Raw genomic sequence first — 16,925 nt, 5'->3', positions numbered from 1 at the left:
TACCCAAATTGCGTGTGACCGCGGGCGTATCAGAGGCTGCTTTCTTTGCTTACTTTCTTTGCAGCAGCAAAGAAAGTGAGTGCCGCCCCGCACAGGGGCAGTGCTAATAGACCGACACGATCACAGGATTCCCCCAAAAGCCGAAAAAGAAAAATGCTGACGATAACAAACCTCCACGCCGGTTACGGCAAAGTCAAAGTCCTCCACGGCATCTCACTGAACGTGCCGAAGGCAAAAGTCGTCACGCTGATCGGCTCGAACGGCGCCGGCAAGACCACGACGATGCGCGCCATCTCCGGCATGATCAAGCCGACCGAGGGCGAAATCACAATGGGCGTCGGCAGCAACTCCAAGCGCATCGATTCGCTCGATTCGCACAAGATCGCGCGCCTCGGACTCGCGCATTCACCAGAAGGACGCCGCGTATTCGCGACCATGTCCGTCACCGATAACCTGCTGCTCGGCGCTTTCCCGCGTCTCACATGGTCGCGCCCGAAGGGCGATGTCAGCGCCGATCTCGAACGCGCGATCGAACTCTTTCCGCGTCTGAAAGAACGCCGCAATCAACTCGCCGGCACGCTATCGGGCGGCGAACAGCAGATGCTCGCCATGGCGCGCGCCATCATGCTCAATCCGGACCTCGTCCTGCTCGACGAACCGTCGATGGGTCTCGCGCCCATTCTCGTCGACGAAGTCTTTCGCATCATCGAGCGCCTCAAAGCGGACGGCGTCACGATGCTGCTAGTCGAACAGTTCGCAGCCGCAGCGCTCAATGTCGCGGATTACGGCTACGTGCTCGAAAACGGACGCGTCGCGACACACGGCCCCGCAGAGCAGTTGCGCAACGATCCGTCGGTGAAGGCGGCCTACCTCGGCGCGAGTCACTGATTGCCGCACTGCGGCAGACGCAATCCGCTCTATCATGATCGGAGCGCGACCGCGCGCGTCCGACATCGTGAAAGGAGCTGCCATGATCAGCGGCAAGACCACTCTGATTGCTCACCTCGGCTACCCGACCGAAGCGTTCAAGGCGCCGATGATCTACAACCCCTGGTTCGACAAACAGGGCATCGATGCGGTCGTCGTGCCGATGGGCGTCAAACCCGACGATTACGTCGCGTTCCTGCCGCATCTGTTCAAGCTGACGAACATCCGCGGCGCGCTCGTCACCATGCCGCACAAGATCACGACCGTCGGCCTGATGGATGAAGTGAGTCCCACCGCGCGCATCGCCGGAGCCTGCAACGCAATCCTGAAGCGCGAAGACGGCAGGCTCGTCGGCGATCAGTTCGACGGCGCGGGCTTCGTGCGCGGCGTCGAGCGCAAGGGCCGCAAACTCGCGGGCACACGCGTGCTCGTGCTCGGCAGCGGCGGCGTCGGCTCGCCGATCGCGGCATCGCTCGCGGCGGCGGGCGTCGCGGAACTCGCTATCTTCGACACCAACACGGCGTCCGTCGAAGGGCTCGCCTCGCGCTTGCGCGAGCACTATCCGAACCTGATCGTCAGAACCGATACGAAAGATCCCGACGGCTTCGACGTCATCGTCAACGCGACACCGCTCGGCATGAAGGACACGGACCCGTTGCCGTTCGATATCGACCGCATCGCGCCAGGCACGTTCGTCGGCGAAGTGGTGATGAAGTCGGAATACACGCCGCTCCTGCGCGCCGCGAAAGACAAGGGCTGCGCCGTGCAGGTCGGCACGGACATGCTGTTCGAGATGATTCCGGCGTATCTGGAGTTCTTCGGCTACGGCACCGCCACTGCCGACGAGCTGCGCGCGGTCGCTCAGATCAAATACGCGTAGCGAAGCCTGCGCGGACATAACCGCGCTTCGTTCCTATACTTTTATCGACACAGCAAGGCAGACGCTCATCCTCTGACAAATAGGCCGCCCGCACGCGCGGCTCGGAAAAGCAGGGAGGAATCATGGGATCGACTGCACCCGGCTTGCCGGCCGATGACAATCACGCGCCGAAGCCGCACGGCCATCCGGCATTGATGGGGCTCTCGCTCGCGGCGCTCGGCGTAGTCTACGGTGATATCGGCACGAGTCCGCTCTATACGCTCAAGACCGTGTTCGATCCCGCGGGCGGCCTGCCTTTGCAGCCGGCGAACGTGATCGGCATCGTGTCGCTGATCTTCTGGTCGCTCACCATCATCGTGTCGCTCAAGTACGTGACGCTGATCCTGCGCGCCAACAATCACGGCGAAGGCGGCATCATGGCGCTGCTCGCGCTCGCGGCATCGTCGGTGGAATCGAAGAAGCGGCTGAAGCATGTGCTGCTGCTCGTCGGCGTGATGGGCGCGGCGCTCTTTTACGGCGATGGCGTCATCACGCCCGCCATTTCCGTGCTGAGCGCAGTGGAAGGCCTCGAAGTGGCGGCGCCCGGCCTTCAGCCTTATGTCGTGCCCCTCACGCTCGTCGCGCTGGTCGCGCTGTTCGTGATGCAAAAGCACGGTACGTCGGGCATCGGCGCCGTCTTCGGGCCGGTGATGGTGCTGTGGTTCATCGTGCTGGCCGTGTCGGGGCTCATGAACATCAAGGAATCGCCGCATATCCTCGCGGCGCTCAATCCGCTCGAAGGACTCGAGTTCTGCATGCGGCATCGGTGGCTCGCGTTCGTTGCGCTGGGCGCGGTCGTGCTTTCGCTCACGGGCGCCGAAGCGCTCTATGCCGACATGGGCCACTTCGGTTCGCGGCCCATCCGCCTGACATGGTTCGCGATCGTCTTCCCCGCGCTCGCGCTCAACTATCTCGGTCAGGGCGCGCTTCTTATCGCCGATCCCGCCGCGTTGCAGAATCCGTTCTACCGGCTCTTTCCATCGTGGATGCTCTATCCGATGGTCGTGCTCTCCACCATCGCGACCGTCATCGCATCGCAGGCCGTGATCTCGGGCACCTATTCGATGACCAAGCAGGCGATGCAGCTCGGCTTTCTGCCGCGCATGAGCGTCGTGTACACATCGGCGCGGGAGATCGGGCAGATCTATGTGCCGGGCATCAACTGGACGCTCCTGCTCGCAGTGGTCGCGGCCGTGCTCGGCTTCGGCTCGTCGACGGCGCTCGGCTCCGCATACGGCATCGCGGTCACGGGCACGATGCTCATCACCACGTTGCTGACGTTCTTCGTGATCCGCTATGCGTGGCGATACAACTGGGCACTATGTATCTTCGCCACCGCATTCTTCTTCGTGATCGACGCGATGTTCTTTTCGGCGAATTGCCTGAAGATTGCGGACGGCGGCTGGTTCCCGGTGGCGATCGGTCTCGTGATGTTCACGATCATGGCGACGTGGGGACGCGGTGCGCAGATGATGATTCAGGAAGCGCGCGCGCGTGCGGGCACGATGCCGCTCAAGCCGTTTCTCGCCAACCTGCTCGAACGTTCGCCGGCGCGCGTGGAAGGCACGGCGATCTTCATGTCGAACGATCCGAGCGGCGTGCCGCATTCGCTGCTGAACAACCTCATGCATAACCGCGTGCTGCACGAACACACGGTCTTTTTGACGGTCGCGACCGAGCCTGTGCCATGGGTCGACGAAGCGCGCCGCGTGTCGATCGAAACGCTCGGCAACGGCTGCTTCCAGGTGACGGTGAACTACGGTTTCAAGGACGAAGTCGATCTTCCCGCCGCGCTGGAAAAGTGCCGCGGGGCCGGGCTGAAATTCGATCGCGCGACGATCTCGTACTTCATGTCGCGCGCGACCGTCGTGCCGACGCCCGGCGCCGGCATGGCCTTATGGCGCGAACGGCTGTTCGCGATCATGTTGCACAATGTCGGCAACGTCGCGGCCTATTTGCGATTACCGGCCGATCGCGTGATCGAACTCGGCGCGCGCGTCGAGATATGACGGCGCAAATCAGCTGATTTGCGTGCGTTCGACGCAAGCAGGCGGCGCGTATTCAAGCGAAACTCACGATAAGAAATGCGGCAGACAGGAGACGCCATGACCGCCAGCAACACGCCGACCCGCCATCCGTTTCCATCGACAGCGCGCCTCGTCGAACGCGGCAAGATCTCGTCCGCGCGCGAGGCCGTGCGGCTGATACGCTCGGGCGACACGATCGCGACGAGCGGTTTCGTCGGCATCGGCTTCGCGGAAGAAGTGGCGATCGCGCTCGAAGAACGCTTCGTCGAAGGCGACGATCCGATCGCGGACCTCACGCTCGTGTATGCGGCGGGTCAGGGCGATGGCCGCAGCAAAGGCCTCAATCATCTGGCGCGCGAAGGGCTCGTCAAGCGCGTGATCGGCGGGCACTGGGGACTCGTGCCGGGCCTTCAGAAGATGGCGATAGAGAATCGCATCGAAGCGTATAACCTGCCGCAAGGCGTGATCTCGCAGCTCTTTCGCGATATCGCCGCGCATCGGCCAGGGCAACTTTCGACGGTCGGGCTCGGCACCTTCGTCGATCCGCGCAACGGCGGCGGCAAGCTCAATGCGCGCACGACGGAAGATCTCGTGCGGCTCATGGAGATCGACGGCACGGACTATCTCTACTACAAGACCTTTCCGATCGACGTCGCCATCGTGCGCGGCACGACCGCCGATCTCAACGGCAACGTCACGATGGAAAAGGAAGCGCTGACGCTCGAAGCGTTGTCCATCGCGATGGCCGCGCGCAATTCGGGCGGCATCGTGATCGCGCAAGTCGAGCGGCTTGCGGAATCGAACACGCTCAACTCGCGCCAAGTGAAGATACCCGGCGTGATGGTCGACTGCGTCGTACTGGCAAAGCCCGACAATCACTGGCAGACCTTCGGCGAGCAATACAGCGCGGCGTTTTCGAGCGAATTGCGCGTGGCCGCGAGTTCGGTGCCGCCGATGTCGCTTACGGAACGCAAGATCATCGCGCGGCGAGCGGCGTTCGAATTGATGGCCAATAGCGTCGTGAATCTCGGCATCGGCATGCCGGAGGGCATCGCGAGCGTCGCGAACGAAGAGCAGGTGATCGATCTCTTCACGATGACGACGGAGCCGGGCGTGATCGGCGGCATTCCCGCGGGCGGCCTCAATTTCGGCGCGGCGACGAATACGCAGGCGATCATCGATCAGCCGTATCAGTTCGACTTCTACGATGGCGGCGGCCTCGACATCGCGTTCCTAGGTCTTGCGCAAGCGGACGGCGAAGGCAATCTCAACGTGAGCAAGTTCGGGCCGAAGCTCGCGGGCGCGGGCGGCTTCATCAATATCAGCCAGGCGGCCAAGAAGGTCGTGTTCGTCGGCACTTTCAATGCGGGCAAGCTCGATGTCGCGATCAACGAAGGCAAGCTCGAGGTTCGCCGCGAAGGCGAATGCCGCAAGTTCGTCGATGCCGTCGAGCATCGCACGTTCAGCGGGCGTTATGCGGCGGAGCGCGGGCAGACCGTGATCTATATCACCGAGCGCTGCGTGTTCGAACTCACGGACAAGGGACTTGCGCTGACCGAGGTCGCACCGGGCGTCGATATCGAGCGAGACATCGTCGCGCAAATGGGTTTCGCGCCGATCATGGACACGCCGCCGCGTCTGATGGACGAACGCATCTTCCGCGATGCGCCAATGGGCTTGCGCAATATCCTGCTGAGGCTCGATCTCTCCGAACGCTTCAGCTACGACGCGGAGAAGAATCTCTTCTTCATCAACTTCGAAGGCCATGAAGTGAAGAGCCTGAGCGATGTCGAAGCGATTCGCCGCGAAGTCGAAAAGCAGTTAGCGGGCGTGACGACGAAGCCGCACGCGATCGTGAACTACGATAACTTTTCGATTCGCCCCGACATGCTCGACGCGTATTCGGAAATGGTCACGAAGCTCGTCGATGGACACTATGACCGCGTGACGCGCTATACGACGAGCAGCTTTCTAAGGCTGAAACTCGGCGACGCACTGAAACGTCGCGGCGTCGCGCCGTATATCTACGAAAGCCCTGAAGAAGCGCGCGAACACGAATCGAAACGCGCGGCGGAATGAAGCAAGGGCCGCGATTCGAGCGGCCCTTCGAATGTCATCCGCGAGCGGGGCGACGCGGCGCGGCTTCTCGCTGATTGCGCAGCCTGCTATGACGTATGCCGTAGCCGAAGTAAATGACGACGCCGATCGCCATCCAGACGATGAGCCGTATCCACGTATCGGCGGGCAGGCCGGACATCAGAAAGAGCGATGACAACGCGCCGAGCGGCGCGACCACATACACCGCGGGCGTCTTGAATGCGCGTTCGAGATTCGGCTGCGTGATGCGCAACACGAGCACGCCGATGCACACCACCATGAACGCGAACAGCGTGCCGATGCTCACGAGTTCACCGACGAGACCGATGGGCAACAGTCCCGCAAGAATCATCACGATGATGCCGGTGATGATGGTCGTGATATAGGGCGTGTGAAAGCGCGGGTGAATCTTCGATGCGAACGGTGGCAAGAGTCCGTCCTTCGCCATCGAATAGAAGATGCGCGGCTGCGACAGCAACAGCACGAGAATCACCGACGTCAGACCGAAAATCGCGCCCAGTTTCACGATGGGCGAAAGCCAGCGCATGCCGATCGCATCGACGCCGACTGCGATCGGGTCCGACACGTTCAGCTTGTCGTAAGACACGATGCCGGTGAGTACGTACGAAACGAGCACGTAGAGAATGGTGCAGATCGTGAGCGAACCGAGAAGGCCGATCGGCATGTCGCGTCGCGGATTGCGCGTCTCCTGCGCGACGCACGATACCGAATCGAAACCGATATAGGCAAAGAACACGACGGCCGCGCCACGCAACACGCCGCTCATGCCGAACACGCCCGACTCGCCGGTATTCGGCGGTATGAACGCGCCGGTCGGATTTTGCGCCGTGACCCAGTGGTTCGTATCGACATAGGCGATGCCCGCCGCGATGAACGCGAGCACGATCAGCACCTTGATGACGACGATGAAGCTGTTCACACGCGCCGACTCGCGTATGCCGATAACCAGAAGAATCGTGATGAGCCCGACGATCACCATCGCGGGCACGTTGAGGATCGCGCCGACATGACTCCAGCCGTGACCGGGATCGTAAGCGAAAGGCGCTTTCGCAAGCTGCTCGGGTATGTCGATGCCGATCGAATGCAGAAAGCTCACGACATAACCCGACCATCCGATCGCGACGGTCGTTGCGCCGACCGCGTATTCGAGTATCAGATCCCAGCCGATGAGCCACGCAATCAGTTCGCCCATCGTCGCATAAGCGTAGGTGTACGCGCTCCCCGATACGGGCACGGTGGAAGCCATCTCTGCATAACACAGGCCAGCGAGCGCACAAACGATTGCGCCGAGCACGAAAGAGATGATGATCGCGGGGCCGGCGTTGGTGGCGGCCGCGTGGCCCGTCAGCACGAAAATCCCCGCGCCGATGATGCAGCCGATGCCGAGCAACACGACATCGAGCGCGGTGAGCGAACGCTTCAGCGCGTGGCCGCCGTGTTCCTGAAGCACTTCCTCGCTTTCGGCCGCTTCGCTTTGCAACGCAGCAACGGACTTTCTTTGCATGACGGTCACGATCGCCTCCTTATGCGGCGGCAGCGTGGCCACGCCGGGTGGCGCGGCGAATTCTGTCGCCTGTTCGACTGCGCGATGATCCAGGTGCCTGCGGCCTTGCACTTGCACGTTCGGTCTGACGTATGTGTCTCGTGATAGCAGATTTCGCCGGCGAATTCGAGCGCGGCGCCGTGCGAAACGCGAGCAACGGACATTTACGAAATATGCTTATTCACGGCGTCGCGGGTACGGAGCAGGAAACGTGCCGCTGGCTATATCCGCCGTGGCTCGTGCGGCGCGACGCATGACCACACGACGCCAGCGGTCATCAATTGCCGATGCATCGCGCACTATAATCACATTCACGATTGCAATCCTTAACCCGGAAACCGTTCTTATGCATATGGAGCGTTCACCGGCCTTTTCCTCACGTGGAGATTTGATATGGCTATACGCATTGGTGATGAAGCCCCCGATTTCACGGCAGAGACGACCGAAGGCACGATTCGCTTTCACGAGTGGATCGGCGACAAATGGGCAATCCTGTTCTCGCATCCGAAGGACTTCACGCCGGTTTGCACGACCGAGCTCGGTTATATGGCCAAGCTCAAGCCCGAGTTCGACAAGCGCAATACGAAGGTGATCGGCCTCTCGATCGACCCGGTGACGAATCACTCGCAGTGGGCGAAGGACATCGAGGAAACGCAGGGCGCGGCGGTCAACTATCCGATGATCGGCGACGCGGATCTCAACGTCGCGAAGCTCTACGACATGATCCATCCGAACGCGAGCGGCGCGAATCCGCGCACGGCGAACGACAACGCGACGATCCGCGCGGTGTTCATCGTCGGTCCGGACAAGAAGGTGAAGGCCACGTTCACGTATCCGATGAGCGCGGGCCGCAACTTCGACGAAGTGCTGCGCCTGCTCGACGCGCTGCAACTGAACGCGAAGCACACGGTCGCGACGCCGGTGAACTGGAAGCCGGGCGATGACGTCATCATTCCGACGTCCGTCTCGGATGAAGACGCGAAGAAGAAGTATCCCGAAGGCTTCAAGACGCTGAAGCCCTATCTGCGCACGGTCGCGCAGCCGAAGTAAGCCACGGCGCTTCCGGGCGTCTCAGGCGCCGGCCCGCGAAATGCGGACCGGCGCTTTTCATTTCGCTCAGTTATGCCCCGTGCGTCGCTCGGGCGACGTTTCGACTTCGCCGGGCCTGCGCAGCATCTTGTCCACTTCGCCCGCGTGCAGTTCCTCGACCTGGATCATCTGCCGCGCGTATTCCTCCAGCGCGACGGAACGGTCTTCGACGAGCGAGAGCAACTCGCGATATTGACCGAGCGCGACGTTTTCCGATTGCAGCGATTCGCGCAGGATCGTCGCGATGTCGAACGTGTGATTGTCGAGCAGCGGGCCTATCTCAAGCGACGGATACGCGCCGAGCGTCGTGATCCATTCGCCGGCCTGATGCGCGTGCAGCAGGGATTCATCGGCCTGTGCGCGCAGCCACGAGACGATGGGAATGCGTCCGAAGCCGAAGACGAGAAACGAATAGTGCGTGTAACGCACGACACCCGCCAGTTCGGATTCGAGAATCTTGTTCAGGACGCCGACGACCCTTTCCTTTTCGAGCTCTGCCATTCTTGCCTCCGTTTTTCAACGCCGCGCATGCACAGGCATGACTCATTGTAGTCACGCGCGCGGCGCATGCGAGGCGAAAGTGCGGCGTCCGGGCGCGCAAGATGCGCTCCCGGCGGGCCATGAAGGCGATGCGGGCGGCCTGCCCGCCGCTGCATCCGAATGGTGATTCAGAACCGGCTTCAGGCGATTTCTTCGATCCAGAGCGAGGCCGTGCGCGACAGCACTTGCGACATGGCCGCTCGCGCGCCGTCGCCGTCGGCGGTTTCGATCGCGCGCACGAGCCTGCCGTAATCGCCGAGCTGCGAATCGGGCACGCGCGGCAGCGCATGGGGCTGATTGCGCAGCGCCGCCTTCATGGTGCGGATGCCGACGCGCACGACGCTGCCCATCTGCCTTAGCACTTCATCGCCGCTTGCATCGACGATGGCGGCCTGCAGCGCCTCTTCGGCGGCGGACTGCAAGGGTTCGGACGGGCTCGCATGCAGGAGCCGCTGATAGGCCGCGTTGATGGCGATGCGCTGATGCCGGTTCGCACGCGTCGCGGCGAGCGCGGCGGCAGGCGGATCGACGAGCGCGCGAAATTCCATCAGCCTGCGGATGCAGTCGGGATCGTGCAGCGCACGCATGCGCCACTCGGCGACTTCCGGGTCCATGATGAGCCATTCGCGGGCAGGCTTGATGCGCGTCCCCGTCTTGGGCCGCACGTCGAGCATGCGGCGCGAGATGAGAATGCTCAACGCCTCTCGCATGATGGTCCGGCTCACACCGTGCTTCTTCGAAAGAATGACTTGTGGCGGAAGCACGTTGTCCTGGTATTCGCCGCTCACGATGCCCGCGACGAGTTGATTCACCACGCGCTTGACGAGCGATGCTTCATATCCATGATTCATGTTTTTGTTCTCGTGATAACGCCCGCGCCTGCGGCTTCGAGCTGCTCGTCGCCGAGCGGCAAGGCCAGCGCTTGTCTAAGTTCACGGCGCCTCGGTGCGCCGCACGGTCGACCGCTCGCGCGATGCGCTTGCCCGGCACGCCGTGTATTTGGTCCCCCGGATTTGACTACTCGATGCGGCCTTGGCCGCACACCCCGCAGCGGTCGGCATTGTTTGGACAGCATCGTCGATCCGCTGAAAGAAGCGTATTGTGCGTGGCCCGTTTTAACAATATGGTGAGCCGCGAATTCGACTGACTATGGTGCGTCCGACCACAAAATCGCGTGGACACGGGCAGATGCGCGAATCCATGCGAAGTCCGCAAGCGTTTGCGCAACATCCGTGACGTAACGGACCGTCCGCAGCCATGTGTTACCTTTTCGAGCCACAGTTCAACATCGCAACGGGAGAAGCGAAACATGAAAGTCGCCGTCATGGGTGCGGGCGCGGTCGGTTGTTATTACGGCGGCATGCTCGCGCGCGCGAGTCACGAGGTCGTGCTGATCGCGCGGCCGACGCATGTCGAGGCGATCGAACGCGACGGCTTGCGGCTCGACACGCAGCATTTCGACGAACGGGTACACGTCGCCGCGAGCACCGATGCGAGCGCCGTGAAGGGCGCGCAACTCGTGCTCTTCTGCGTGAAGTCCACGGACACCGAAAGCGCCGCGAAGGCACTCGCGCCTTATCTCGAACACGATGCGCTGCTGCTGTCGCTGCAAAACGGCGTCGAGAATGCGGAGCGCCTGCGCGAACTGTTGCCGCAAGAGGCGGCGGCCGCTGTCGTGTACGTCGCGACGGAAATGGCGGGGCCGGGGCACGTGAAGCACAACGGACGCGGTGAACTCGTGATCGAGCCATCGACGAAGAGCGAAGGCGTTGCGCGTGCGCTCGTGGCGGCGGGCGTGCCGACCGAAATCTCCGACAACGTGCGCGGCGCGCTATGGGCGAAGCTCGTGCTGAATTGCGCCTACAACGCGCTGTCTGCGATCACGCAGTTGCCTTATGGAAAGCTCGTGCACGGCGAGGGCATTACACGCACGATGCGCGATGTCGTCGACGAATGCCTTGCGGTCGCGAAAGCGGACAACGTGACGATTCCCGGCGATGTCGATGCCGCCGTGCGCCGTATCGCCGAGACGATGCCGAATCAGTTCTCGTCGACGGCGCAGGATCTCGCGCGCGGCAAGAAGAGCGAGATCGATCATCTGAACGGGCTGATCGTGCGGCGTGGCGAAGCGCTCGGCGTGCCGACGCCGGCGAATCGCGTGCTGCATGCGCTCGTCAAGGCAATCGAGAGCAAGGGTTCGTAGGCGCGTTTTAGACGGACGACGGTCGTTGCCGGGCACGGGCGATGCTGAGTATGAAGCACGCACAGAAATCACCGTGCGCAGGCCAACATACCGGAGGTTCACCATGAAATCGTTCGTCAAAGCCGTGGCCGTCGCCGCTGTAGTGGTGGCGCCGGCGCTTTCATTCGCGCAAACCGATTCGTCGCTTACGCGGGGTCAGGTGAAGGAAGATCTGAGGCAGGTCGAAGCAGCGGGCTACGATCCGTCGCGCTCGGACCAGACTTCGTATCCGTCGGATATCCAGCGCGCCGAGCGCCGCGCATCGGGGCAGAACAATGCCTATAACGCCGATATGACTTCCTACGGCGGCGCGACCAGCGGCCGCTCGGCTGCAGGCATGCGCGCGATGCCGCGGATGGACAACGACGGCACCAAGCCCCTTTATTTCGGTCATTGATGCTGCGAGGGGCCGGGTTCTGCGTGTTCGACGCAACGGCGTTACCATCGATTCTTCCGTTCGCTATGGTGCGTTCGTTCGCAGGAAGACACTCATGGATAAAGCCGTCAAGATTCCCGGTCCCGATCATCCGATCACGATCGAGCGCAGTCCGTCGCGCGTGCTGGTCAAAGCGGGCGGACGCGTGATCGCCGATACGACCGAAGCGCTTTCATTGCGCGAGGCATCGTATCCCGAGGTGCTATATGTGCCGCGCAAGGACGTGGACATGTCGCAACTCGAACGCACGTCGCAAACGACATACTGCCCTTACAAGGGTGAGTGCAGCTATTACAGTATCCCTTCAGGTGGACAAAAGTCGGCCAACGCGGTGTGGTCGTATGAGTCTCCTTATGAGGCTGTTGCGTCGATAAAAGATCATCTCGCGTTCTATCGAGATCGCGTGGATTCGATCGAAACCCGCGAAGCGTAATGCTCAATCGAGAAACGATCTGGCGCAATGTTTGAGCATCGCGCTGAAGTCGTCCAGCCAGCCGATCGAAAGACGCCAGCTCTGCCAGTAAAGATCGACGTCGAAGCGCGCACCGGGCGACACTTCCACCAGGTCGCCGTTTTCGACGTGCTGCGCGACGAGCCGTTGCGGACACATTCCCCACGCCAGCCCCGACGTGCACGCGCGCACGAAGCCATCGCCATGCGGCACGACATGCGCGGGCGGTTCGATCTCCGCGCGGCTCATGCGTTTGATGAAGCGCTTCTGCAATTCATCCTTTTCGTTGAAATTGACGCAGGGCGCGCGGCGCAACGCATCGCGCGTGAGGCCATCGGCGAAATAGCGCGCGAAGTACGCGGGCGAACATACCGCGCGATAACGCATGCGTCCGAGCTTCATCGAACGCCAGCCGGGAACGGGCTCGGCTTGCGTGGTGATCGCGCCTTGCACATCGCCTTCGCGGATGCGTTGCGCCGTGTGATCCTGATCGTCGACGACGACATCGAGCAGCAGTTCACGTTCGATGCAAAAGTCCGCCGCGGCGTCGATGAACCATGTGCTCATGCTGTCGTCGTTCACCGCGATGCGCAATTTCGCGCGCCGCCCGCTCTGCGCGCCCGGTAAGGCCGGCATGCGCCCGCCGAGTTCGGCTTCGAGCAATTGCACGCGTTCGGTGTGGCGGCACAAGAGCGCGCCGGAAGCAGTTGCTTCGCATGGTTGGCCGCGCTTGACGAGCAGGGCGCCCACGCGCTCTTCAAGGAGCTTCACGCGCTGCGAGACGGCCGAAGGCGTGACGTTCAGTTCGCGCGCCGCACGCTCGAAAGAACCGGTGCGCACGACGGCAAGCAGCGAATCGAGGAGAGCGTAGTCGAGCATTAGCGTTCCTTAATCGGAACTAGAAAGTTTAGCTGCGTGAATGTACATCAGACGCGCAAACTAGAGCCTTCTTCCATTCCGATCAAGCGACGCGATGCAACCGAACCCGTTCAAACTCGAACGCTATTTCTCGCAGCACGAATTCACCGCGCGCCATCTGTTGTGCAGTTCCGATCCCGAATCGATGTCGATCGGCGAACTGCTTGCATATGAACCGGACTCGATCGACGGTCTGCGCGATACCTGGCTCGGTTATACGGAATATCCCGGCGCACCCGCGCTGCGGCGCGAACTGGCGACGCTGTACGAGAACATCGATGCTGACGAGATCATCGTGCACACGGGCGCTCAGGAAGCGATCTATTCGTTCATGAACACGATGCTCGCGCCAGGCGATCACATGATCGTGCATATGCCGGGCTATCAGTCGCATTACACGGTGGCCGAGGCGCTGGGCGTGAGCGTTGCGCCGTGGAAGGCGCGCGAAGAAGCGGGCTGGTCGCTCGATCCGGCGGAGCTCGAAACGCTCGTCACGCCGGCCACACGCGCGCTCGTGATGTGCGTGCCGCACAATCCGACCGGTTATCTGCCGTCGCGCGACGTGTTCGATGCGATCGTCGCGTTCGCGCGCAAGCATGGACTATGGCTATTCACCGACGAGGTGTATCGCGGGCTCGAACATGATCGCGCGGATCATCTGCCCGCCGCATGCGATGTGTACGAGCGCGCGATTTCACTCGGTGCGCTCTCGAAGACGCACGGGCTCGCCGGCCTGCGCCTCGGCTGGATCGCGACGAAGAGCGCGCAAGTGCTCGAACGCATGAGCACGTTCAAGGACTATCTCACCATCAGCAACAGCGCGCCGAGCGAGTATCTGTCGGCGATTGCAGTGCGCCACACTGATGCGCTTATCGAACGCAATGTTTCGATCATCCGCGCGAATCTGGGCGTGCTAGACGCCTTCTTCGCGCGCCATGCGGATCGTTTCGAGTGGCATCGTCCGCGCGCGGGCACGATCGGTTTCGTGCGGTTGAAGCGCGAAAGCGCCGAGCGGTTCTGCGCAGAACTGCTCGAACGCACGGGCGTGCTGCTCTTGCCCTCGACGCTGGTCGATCACGGCGACGAGCATGTGCGCCTCGGTTTCGGCAGGCGCAACATGCCCGATGTGCTCGCGATCGTCGATGCCTATTTGGATGCGACCGTCACGAGCACCGCGTCCTGACGATAGGCGTCCGGATACATCTGCTTCAGGTTCGCCACTTTCGGCAGATCGTTGATCGAGATATAAGGGCTTTCCGGATGCTCCGTCAGATAGTTCTGGTGATAGCCTTCGGCCGGATAGAAGCCCTTGTAGTCTTCGATCTTCGTGACGATCTTGCCGCCATACACATGCGCCTTGTCGAGCTGCGCGATATACGCATTGGCGATCTCGCGCTGCGCTGCGTTCGTCGGGAATACGGCCGAGCGATATTGCGTGCCGTGATCGGGGCCTTGATAGTTCAGTTGCGTCGGATTGTGCGCGACCGAAAAGAAGATCTGCAGCAGCTTGCCGTACGACACCTGCGCCGGGTCATACGTGATCCGCACCGATTCCGCATGACCGGTATCGCCTTCGCTCACGCGATCGTATTGCGCCGTGCCGGCCGCGCCGCCCGCATAGCCCGACAGCGCTTCCTTCACGCCGCGAACGTGCTGAAACACGCCTTGCACGCCCCAGAAGCAGCCGCCCGCGAATACGGCCGTTTCCGTATGCACGGCCGTCGCGCTTTCGTCATGCGCGGGCGGCGGAATCTTCACGGCTTCCTCGCTCGAATGCGCGACGCGCTGCAGTGCGAACGCGCCCGCGAACAATACGGCCACGCTGACGGCCTTGAATGTCATGCTGTTGGTCCTGAACATGTCTGCTCCTCAAGAAGTCGCATTCAACCGAACGTGAAGGCATACGCTTCGACGCCGGGGTCGAGAAATTCGATGGTGAACGTGCGGTCGGCGACGGGGCCCGCCTGCCGCACCAACTGATAGAGGCGCTGTTCGGTCACGGTGCCGCTTCCGTCCGCCTGAATGTCGCTGCCATGCGATGCGCCCGGCGCCGCGCCATCGATGCTCACGCGAAAGCGCACCGGCTTGCCATCTTTCGACGGCCCGAGCACGAGATGCAGATCGCGCGCATGAAAGCGATACACGATGCGCCCCGTCGCGCCTTCGAGCGTCGCGTGCTCGGCGCCGACCTTCCACGCGCCCGCGAGTCCCCAGTCGTTGACGTCGAGGGCGTTGGGCGCGGCATAGTCGTGAATGCGATCCTGCGTTTCGCCGCCCGGCGACATGAACTGCTGCGCGCGTTCGTAACCGATATACGTTTCAGGCGAACGCATGTCCGCGTTGTCGGCCTGCATCATCGCGCCCTGACCGATGTCGTTATCGTCATGCTTCGCGCTCATCGCCATGGCAGGCGCGGCGCCGTGACCCGCTTCGGCAAGCAGTTGCTGAATCACCTGCTCCGAGTGCGCATAATCGCCTTCGCCGAAGTGGTGATAGCGGATATCCCCCTTGGCGTCGATGAAATAACGCGCCGGCCAGTACTGATTATTCAACGCGCGCCAGATCGCGAAGTTGTTGTCGATCGCAACGGGATAATCGATACCGAGATCGTGAACCGCCTTCTTCACGTTATCGACGTTGCGCTCGAATGCGAACTCCGGTGCATGCACGCCGATCACGACAAGCCCCTGATCGTGATACTTCTGCGCCCACGTCTTCACATACGGCAACGTGCGCAGGCAGTTGATGCACGAGTACGTCCATACATCGACGAGCACGACCTTGCCACGCAACGCTTCCTTTGTAAGCGGCGGCGAGTTGAGCCATTGCACCGCGCCATCGAGCGAAGGCAGCGTGCCTTCCACGGGCAGCGGCGCGGGGTTCGGCGACTTCGGCGGCTCGGTGCTCGCGCGCATCATCGCGGGTCCGTTGTTATCGACCTTCGCCGCGTTCGCGGACATCATCATCGCGCCCTGGTTCTTGTTCCAGAGCTTGTCGACGAGCTGTTGTTCGATGCCCGAGGTGGCGACCGTCGATACACGAGCGAGCACGCCGGTGTCCAGCCCGAGCCCGATCGCGACAACGCCGAGCAGCATCGCCCCGCCGATGCCGCGCCGCACCCATTCGCCTGCGCCGAGCGAGCGCTTCATCGCGGCGAACACGCGTCCGCCGATCAGCAAGGCAACCGCGAGCGAGGTCGCCGCGCCCGCTGCATACGCGAGCAGGAGCAGAGTCGTGCCGACGCTCGCGCCGTTGAGCGCCGCGCCCGTCAACACGAGTCCGAGGATCGGGCCTGCGCAGGGCGCCCACAGAAGACCGGTCGCGATGCCGAGCATGAACGATCCGACGAAGCTCGGCTTGCCGTCGCCGCGTTGCGCGAATGCGGTGAGACGATTGCCCGCGCTCACGAGCGGATGCATCACGCGCTCGGCGAGACTCGGCAACAGCAGTGTGAGGCCGAACACTGCGAGCAGGACGATGGCCGCCCAGCGACCGTATTGATTGGCCTGCGTGACCCAGCCGCCACCGACGGCCGCGAGCGTCGCGACGACGGCGAAAGTCAGGCCCATGCCCGCGAGCAACGGCAAGCCGCTTTTCACGAACGGCTGATCCGCGCGCGCGAACACGAAGGGAAGCACCGGCAGGATGCACGGACTGAGAATCGTCAGCGCGCCGCCGAGATAGGCAAGAACGATGAGCAGCATGATGGTATCGG

Annotated in this window: 16 protein-coding genes; 10 read left to right on the top strand and 6 right to left on the bottom strand. The window is 62.3% G+C overall.

Going from position 1 to position 16,925, the window contains the following annotated elements; translation table 11 throughout:
- Window positions 1–153 precede the first annotated feature (153 nt).
- From NCS03_RS17610 to NCS03_RS17595, 4 genes are all read left to right on the top strand, one after another.
- Entirely contained in the window at window positions 154–888 is a 735-nt protein-coding gene (locus NCS03_RS17610; RefSeq protein ID WP_008353276.1) for an ABC transporter ATP-binding protein, read from the top strand.
- A gap of 82 nt (window positions 889–970) precedes the next feature.
- The gene (locus NCS03_RS17605) at window positions 971–1,807 is read left to right on the top strand and encodes a shikimate dehydrogenase family protein (RefSeq protein WP_008353278.1); all 837 of its coding nucleotides are present in this window, start codon (window positions 971–973) and stop codon (window positions 1,805–1,807) included.
- Window positions 1,808–1,929: 122 nt separating this feature from the next.
- Entirely contained in the window at window positions 1,930–3,855 is a 1,926-nt protein-coding gene (locus NCS03_RS17600; RefSeq protein WP_175979374.1) for a potassium transporter Kup, read from the top strand.
- A 96-nt stretch (window positions 3,856–3,951) separates the two neighbouring features.
- On the top strand, window positions 3,952–5,952 hold the full coding sequence (locus NCS03_RS17595; protein ID WP_250529487.1) for an acyl CoA:acetate/3-ketoacid CoA transferase: 2,001 nt from the start codon (window positions 3,952–3,954) through the stop codon (window positions 5,950–5,952).
- Window positions 5,953–5,986: 34 nt separating this feature from the next.
- Here the strand turns inward: NCS03_RS17595 and NCS03_RS17590 are convergent, their stop codons facing one another.
- Entirely contained in the window at window positions 5,987–7,495 is a 1,509-nt protein-coding gene (locus NCS03_RS17590; RefSeq protein ID WP_033535977.1) for an amino acid permease, read from the bottom strand.
- A gap of 432 nt (window positions 7,496–7,927) precedes the next feature.
- On the opposite strand from NCS03_RS17590, the gene NCS03_RS17585 reads away from it, so the two are divergent.
- Window positions 7,928–8,584 carry a peroxiredoxin gene (locus NCS03_RS17585; RefSeq protein WP_250440627.1) on the top strand — a complete coding sequence of 219 codons (657 nt, stop codon included), beginning with the start codon at window positions 7,928–7,930 and terminating at the stop codon, window positions 8,582–8,584.
- A gap of 66 nt (window positions 8,585–8,650) precedes the next feature.
- Here NCS03_RS17585 and NCS03_RS17580 read toward each other — a convergent pair whose 3' ends face one another.
- On the bottom strand, window positions 8,651–9,124 hold the full coding sequence (locus NCS03_RS17580; protein WP_008353286.1) for a ferritin-like domain-containing protein: 474 nt from the start codon (window positions 9,122–9,124) through the stop codon (window positions 8,651–8,653).
- A gap of 37 nt (window positions 9,125–9,161) precedes the next feature.
- Here NCS03_RS17580 and NCS03_RS31160 point away from each other — a divergent pair, with 37 nt between their 5' ends.
- Entirely contained in the window at window positions 9,162–9,290 is a 129-nt protein-coding gene (locus NCS03_RS31160) for a hypothetical protein (RefSeq protein ID WP_268811586.1), read from the top strand.
- Window positions 9,291–9,303: 13 nt separating this feature from the next.
- On the opposite strand, the gene NCS03_RS17575 is transcribed toward NCS03_RS31160, so the two are convergent.
- A complete protein-coding gene (locus NCS03_RS17575) occupies window positions 9,304–10,014 on the bottom strand; it encodes a FadR/GntR family transcriptional regulator (protein WP_008353287.1) in 711 nt (236 codons plus the stop codon).
- 458 nt (window positions 10,015–10,472) lie between these two features.
- On the opposite strand from NCS03_RS17575, the gene NCS03_RS17570 reads away from it, so the two are divergent.
- From NCS03_RS17570 to NCS03_RS17560, 3 genes are all read left to right on the top strand, one after another.
- Window positions 10,473–11,366, top strand: coding sequence for a ketopantoate reductase family protein (locus NCS03_RS17570; RefSeq protein WP_250529486.1), 894 nt, complete (start codon window positions 10,473–10,475; stop codon window positions 11,364–11,366).
- 103 nt (window positions 11,367–11,469) lie between these two features.
- Complete coding sequence (locus NCS03_RS17565) at window positions 11,470–11,802, top strand: DUF4148 domain-containing protein (RefSeq protein WP_250529485.1); 333 nt, start codon at window positions 11,470–11,472, stop codon at window positions 11,800–11,802.
- A gap of 94 nt (window positions 11,803–11,896) precedes the next feature.
- A complete protein-coding gene (locus NCS03_RS17560) occupies window positions 11,897–12,274 on the top strand; it encodes a DUF427 domain-containing protein (RefSeq protein WP_250529484.1) in 378 nt (125 codons plus the stop codon).
- A gap of 3 nt (window positions 12,275–12,277) precedes the next feature.
- Here NCS03_RS17560 and NCS03_RS17555 read toward each other — a convergent pair whose 3' ends face one another.
- A complete protein-coding gene (locus NCS03_RS17555) occupies window positions 12,278–13,171 on the bottom strand; it encodes a LysR family transcriptional regulator ArgP (RefSeq protein ID WP_250529483.1) in 894 nt (297 codons plus the stop codon).
- Window positions 13,172–13,265: 94 nt separating this feature from the next.
- On the opposite strand from NCS03_RS17555, the gene NCS03_RS17550 reads away from it, so the two are divergent.
- Window positions 13,266–14,393, top strand: coding sequence for an aminotransferase class I/II-fold pyridoxal phosphate-dependent enzyme (locus NCS03_RS17550; protein WP_250529482.1), 1,128 nt, complete (start codon window positions 13,266–13,268; stop codon window positions 14,391–14,393).
- On the opposite strand, the gene msrA is transcribed toward NCS03_RS17550, so the two are convergent.
- Complete coding sequence (gene msrA / locus NCS03_RS17545) at window positions 14,357–15,052, bottom strand: peptide-methionine (S)-S-oxide reductase MsrA (RefSeq protein ID WP_250529493.1); 696 nt, start codon at window positions 15,050–15,052, stop codon at window positions 14,357–14,359. The two genes, NCS03_RS17550 and msrA, sit on opposite strands and share 37 nt — an antisense overlap.
- A gap of 41 nt (window positions 15,053–15,093) precedes the next feature.
- On the bottom strand, window positions 15,094–16,914 hold the full coding sequence (locus NCS03_RS17540; protein ID WP_250529481.1) for a cytochrome c biogenesis protein DipZ: 1,821 nt from the start codon (window positions 16,912–16,914) through the stop codon (window positions 15,094–15,096).
- Window positions 16,915–16,925: the final 11 nt, after the last annotated feature.

The organism is Caballeronia sp. ATUFL_F1_KS4A, from assembly GCF_023630905.1.
In the GTDB taxonomy this organism is placed as follows: Bacteria; Pseudomonadota; Gammaproteobacteria; order Burkholderiales; family Burkholderiaceae; genus Caballeronia; species Caballeronia zhejiangensis.
The sequence above is the reverse complement of the archived record's forward strand: the minus strand, read 5'-3'. Positions and strand labels throughout refer to the sequence as shown.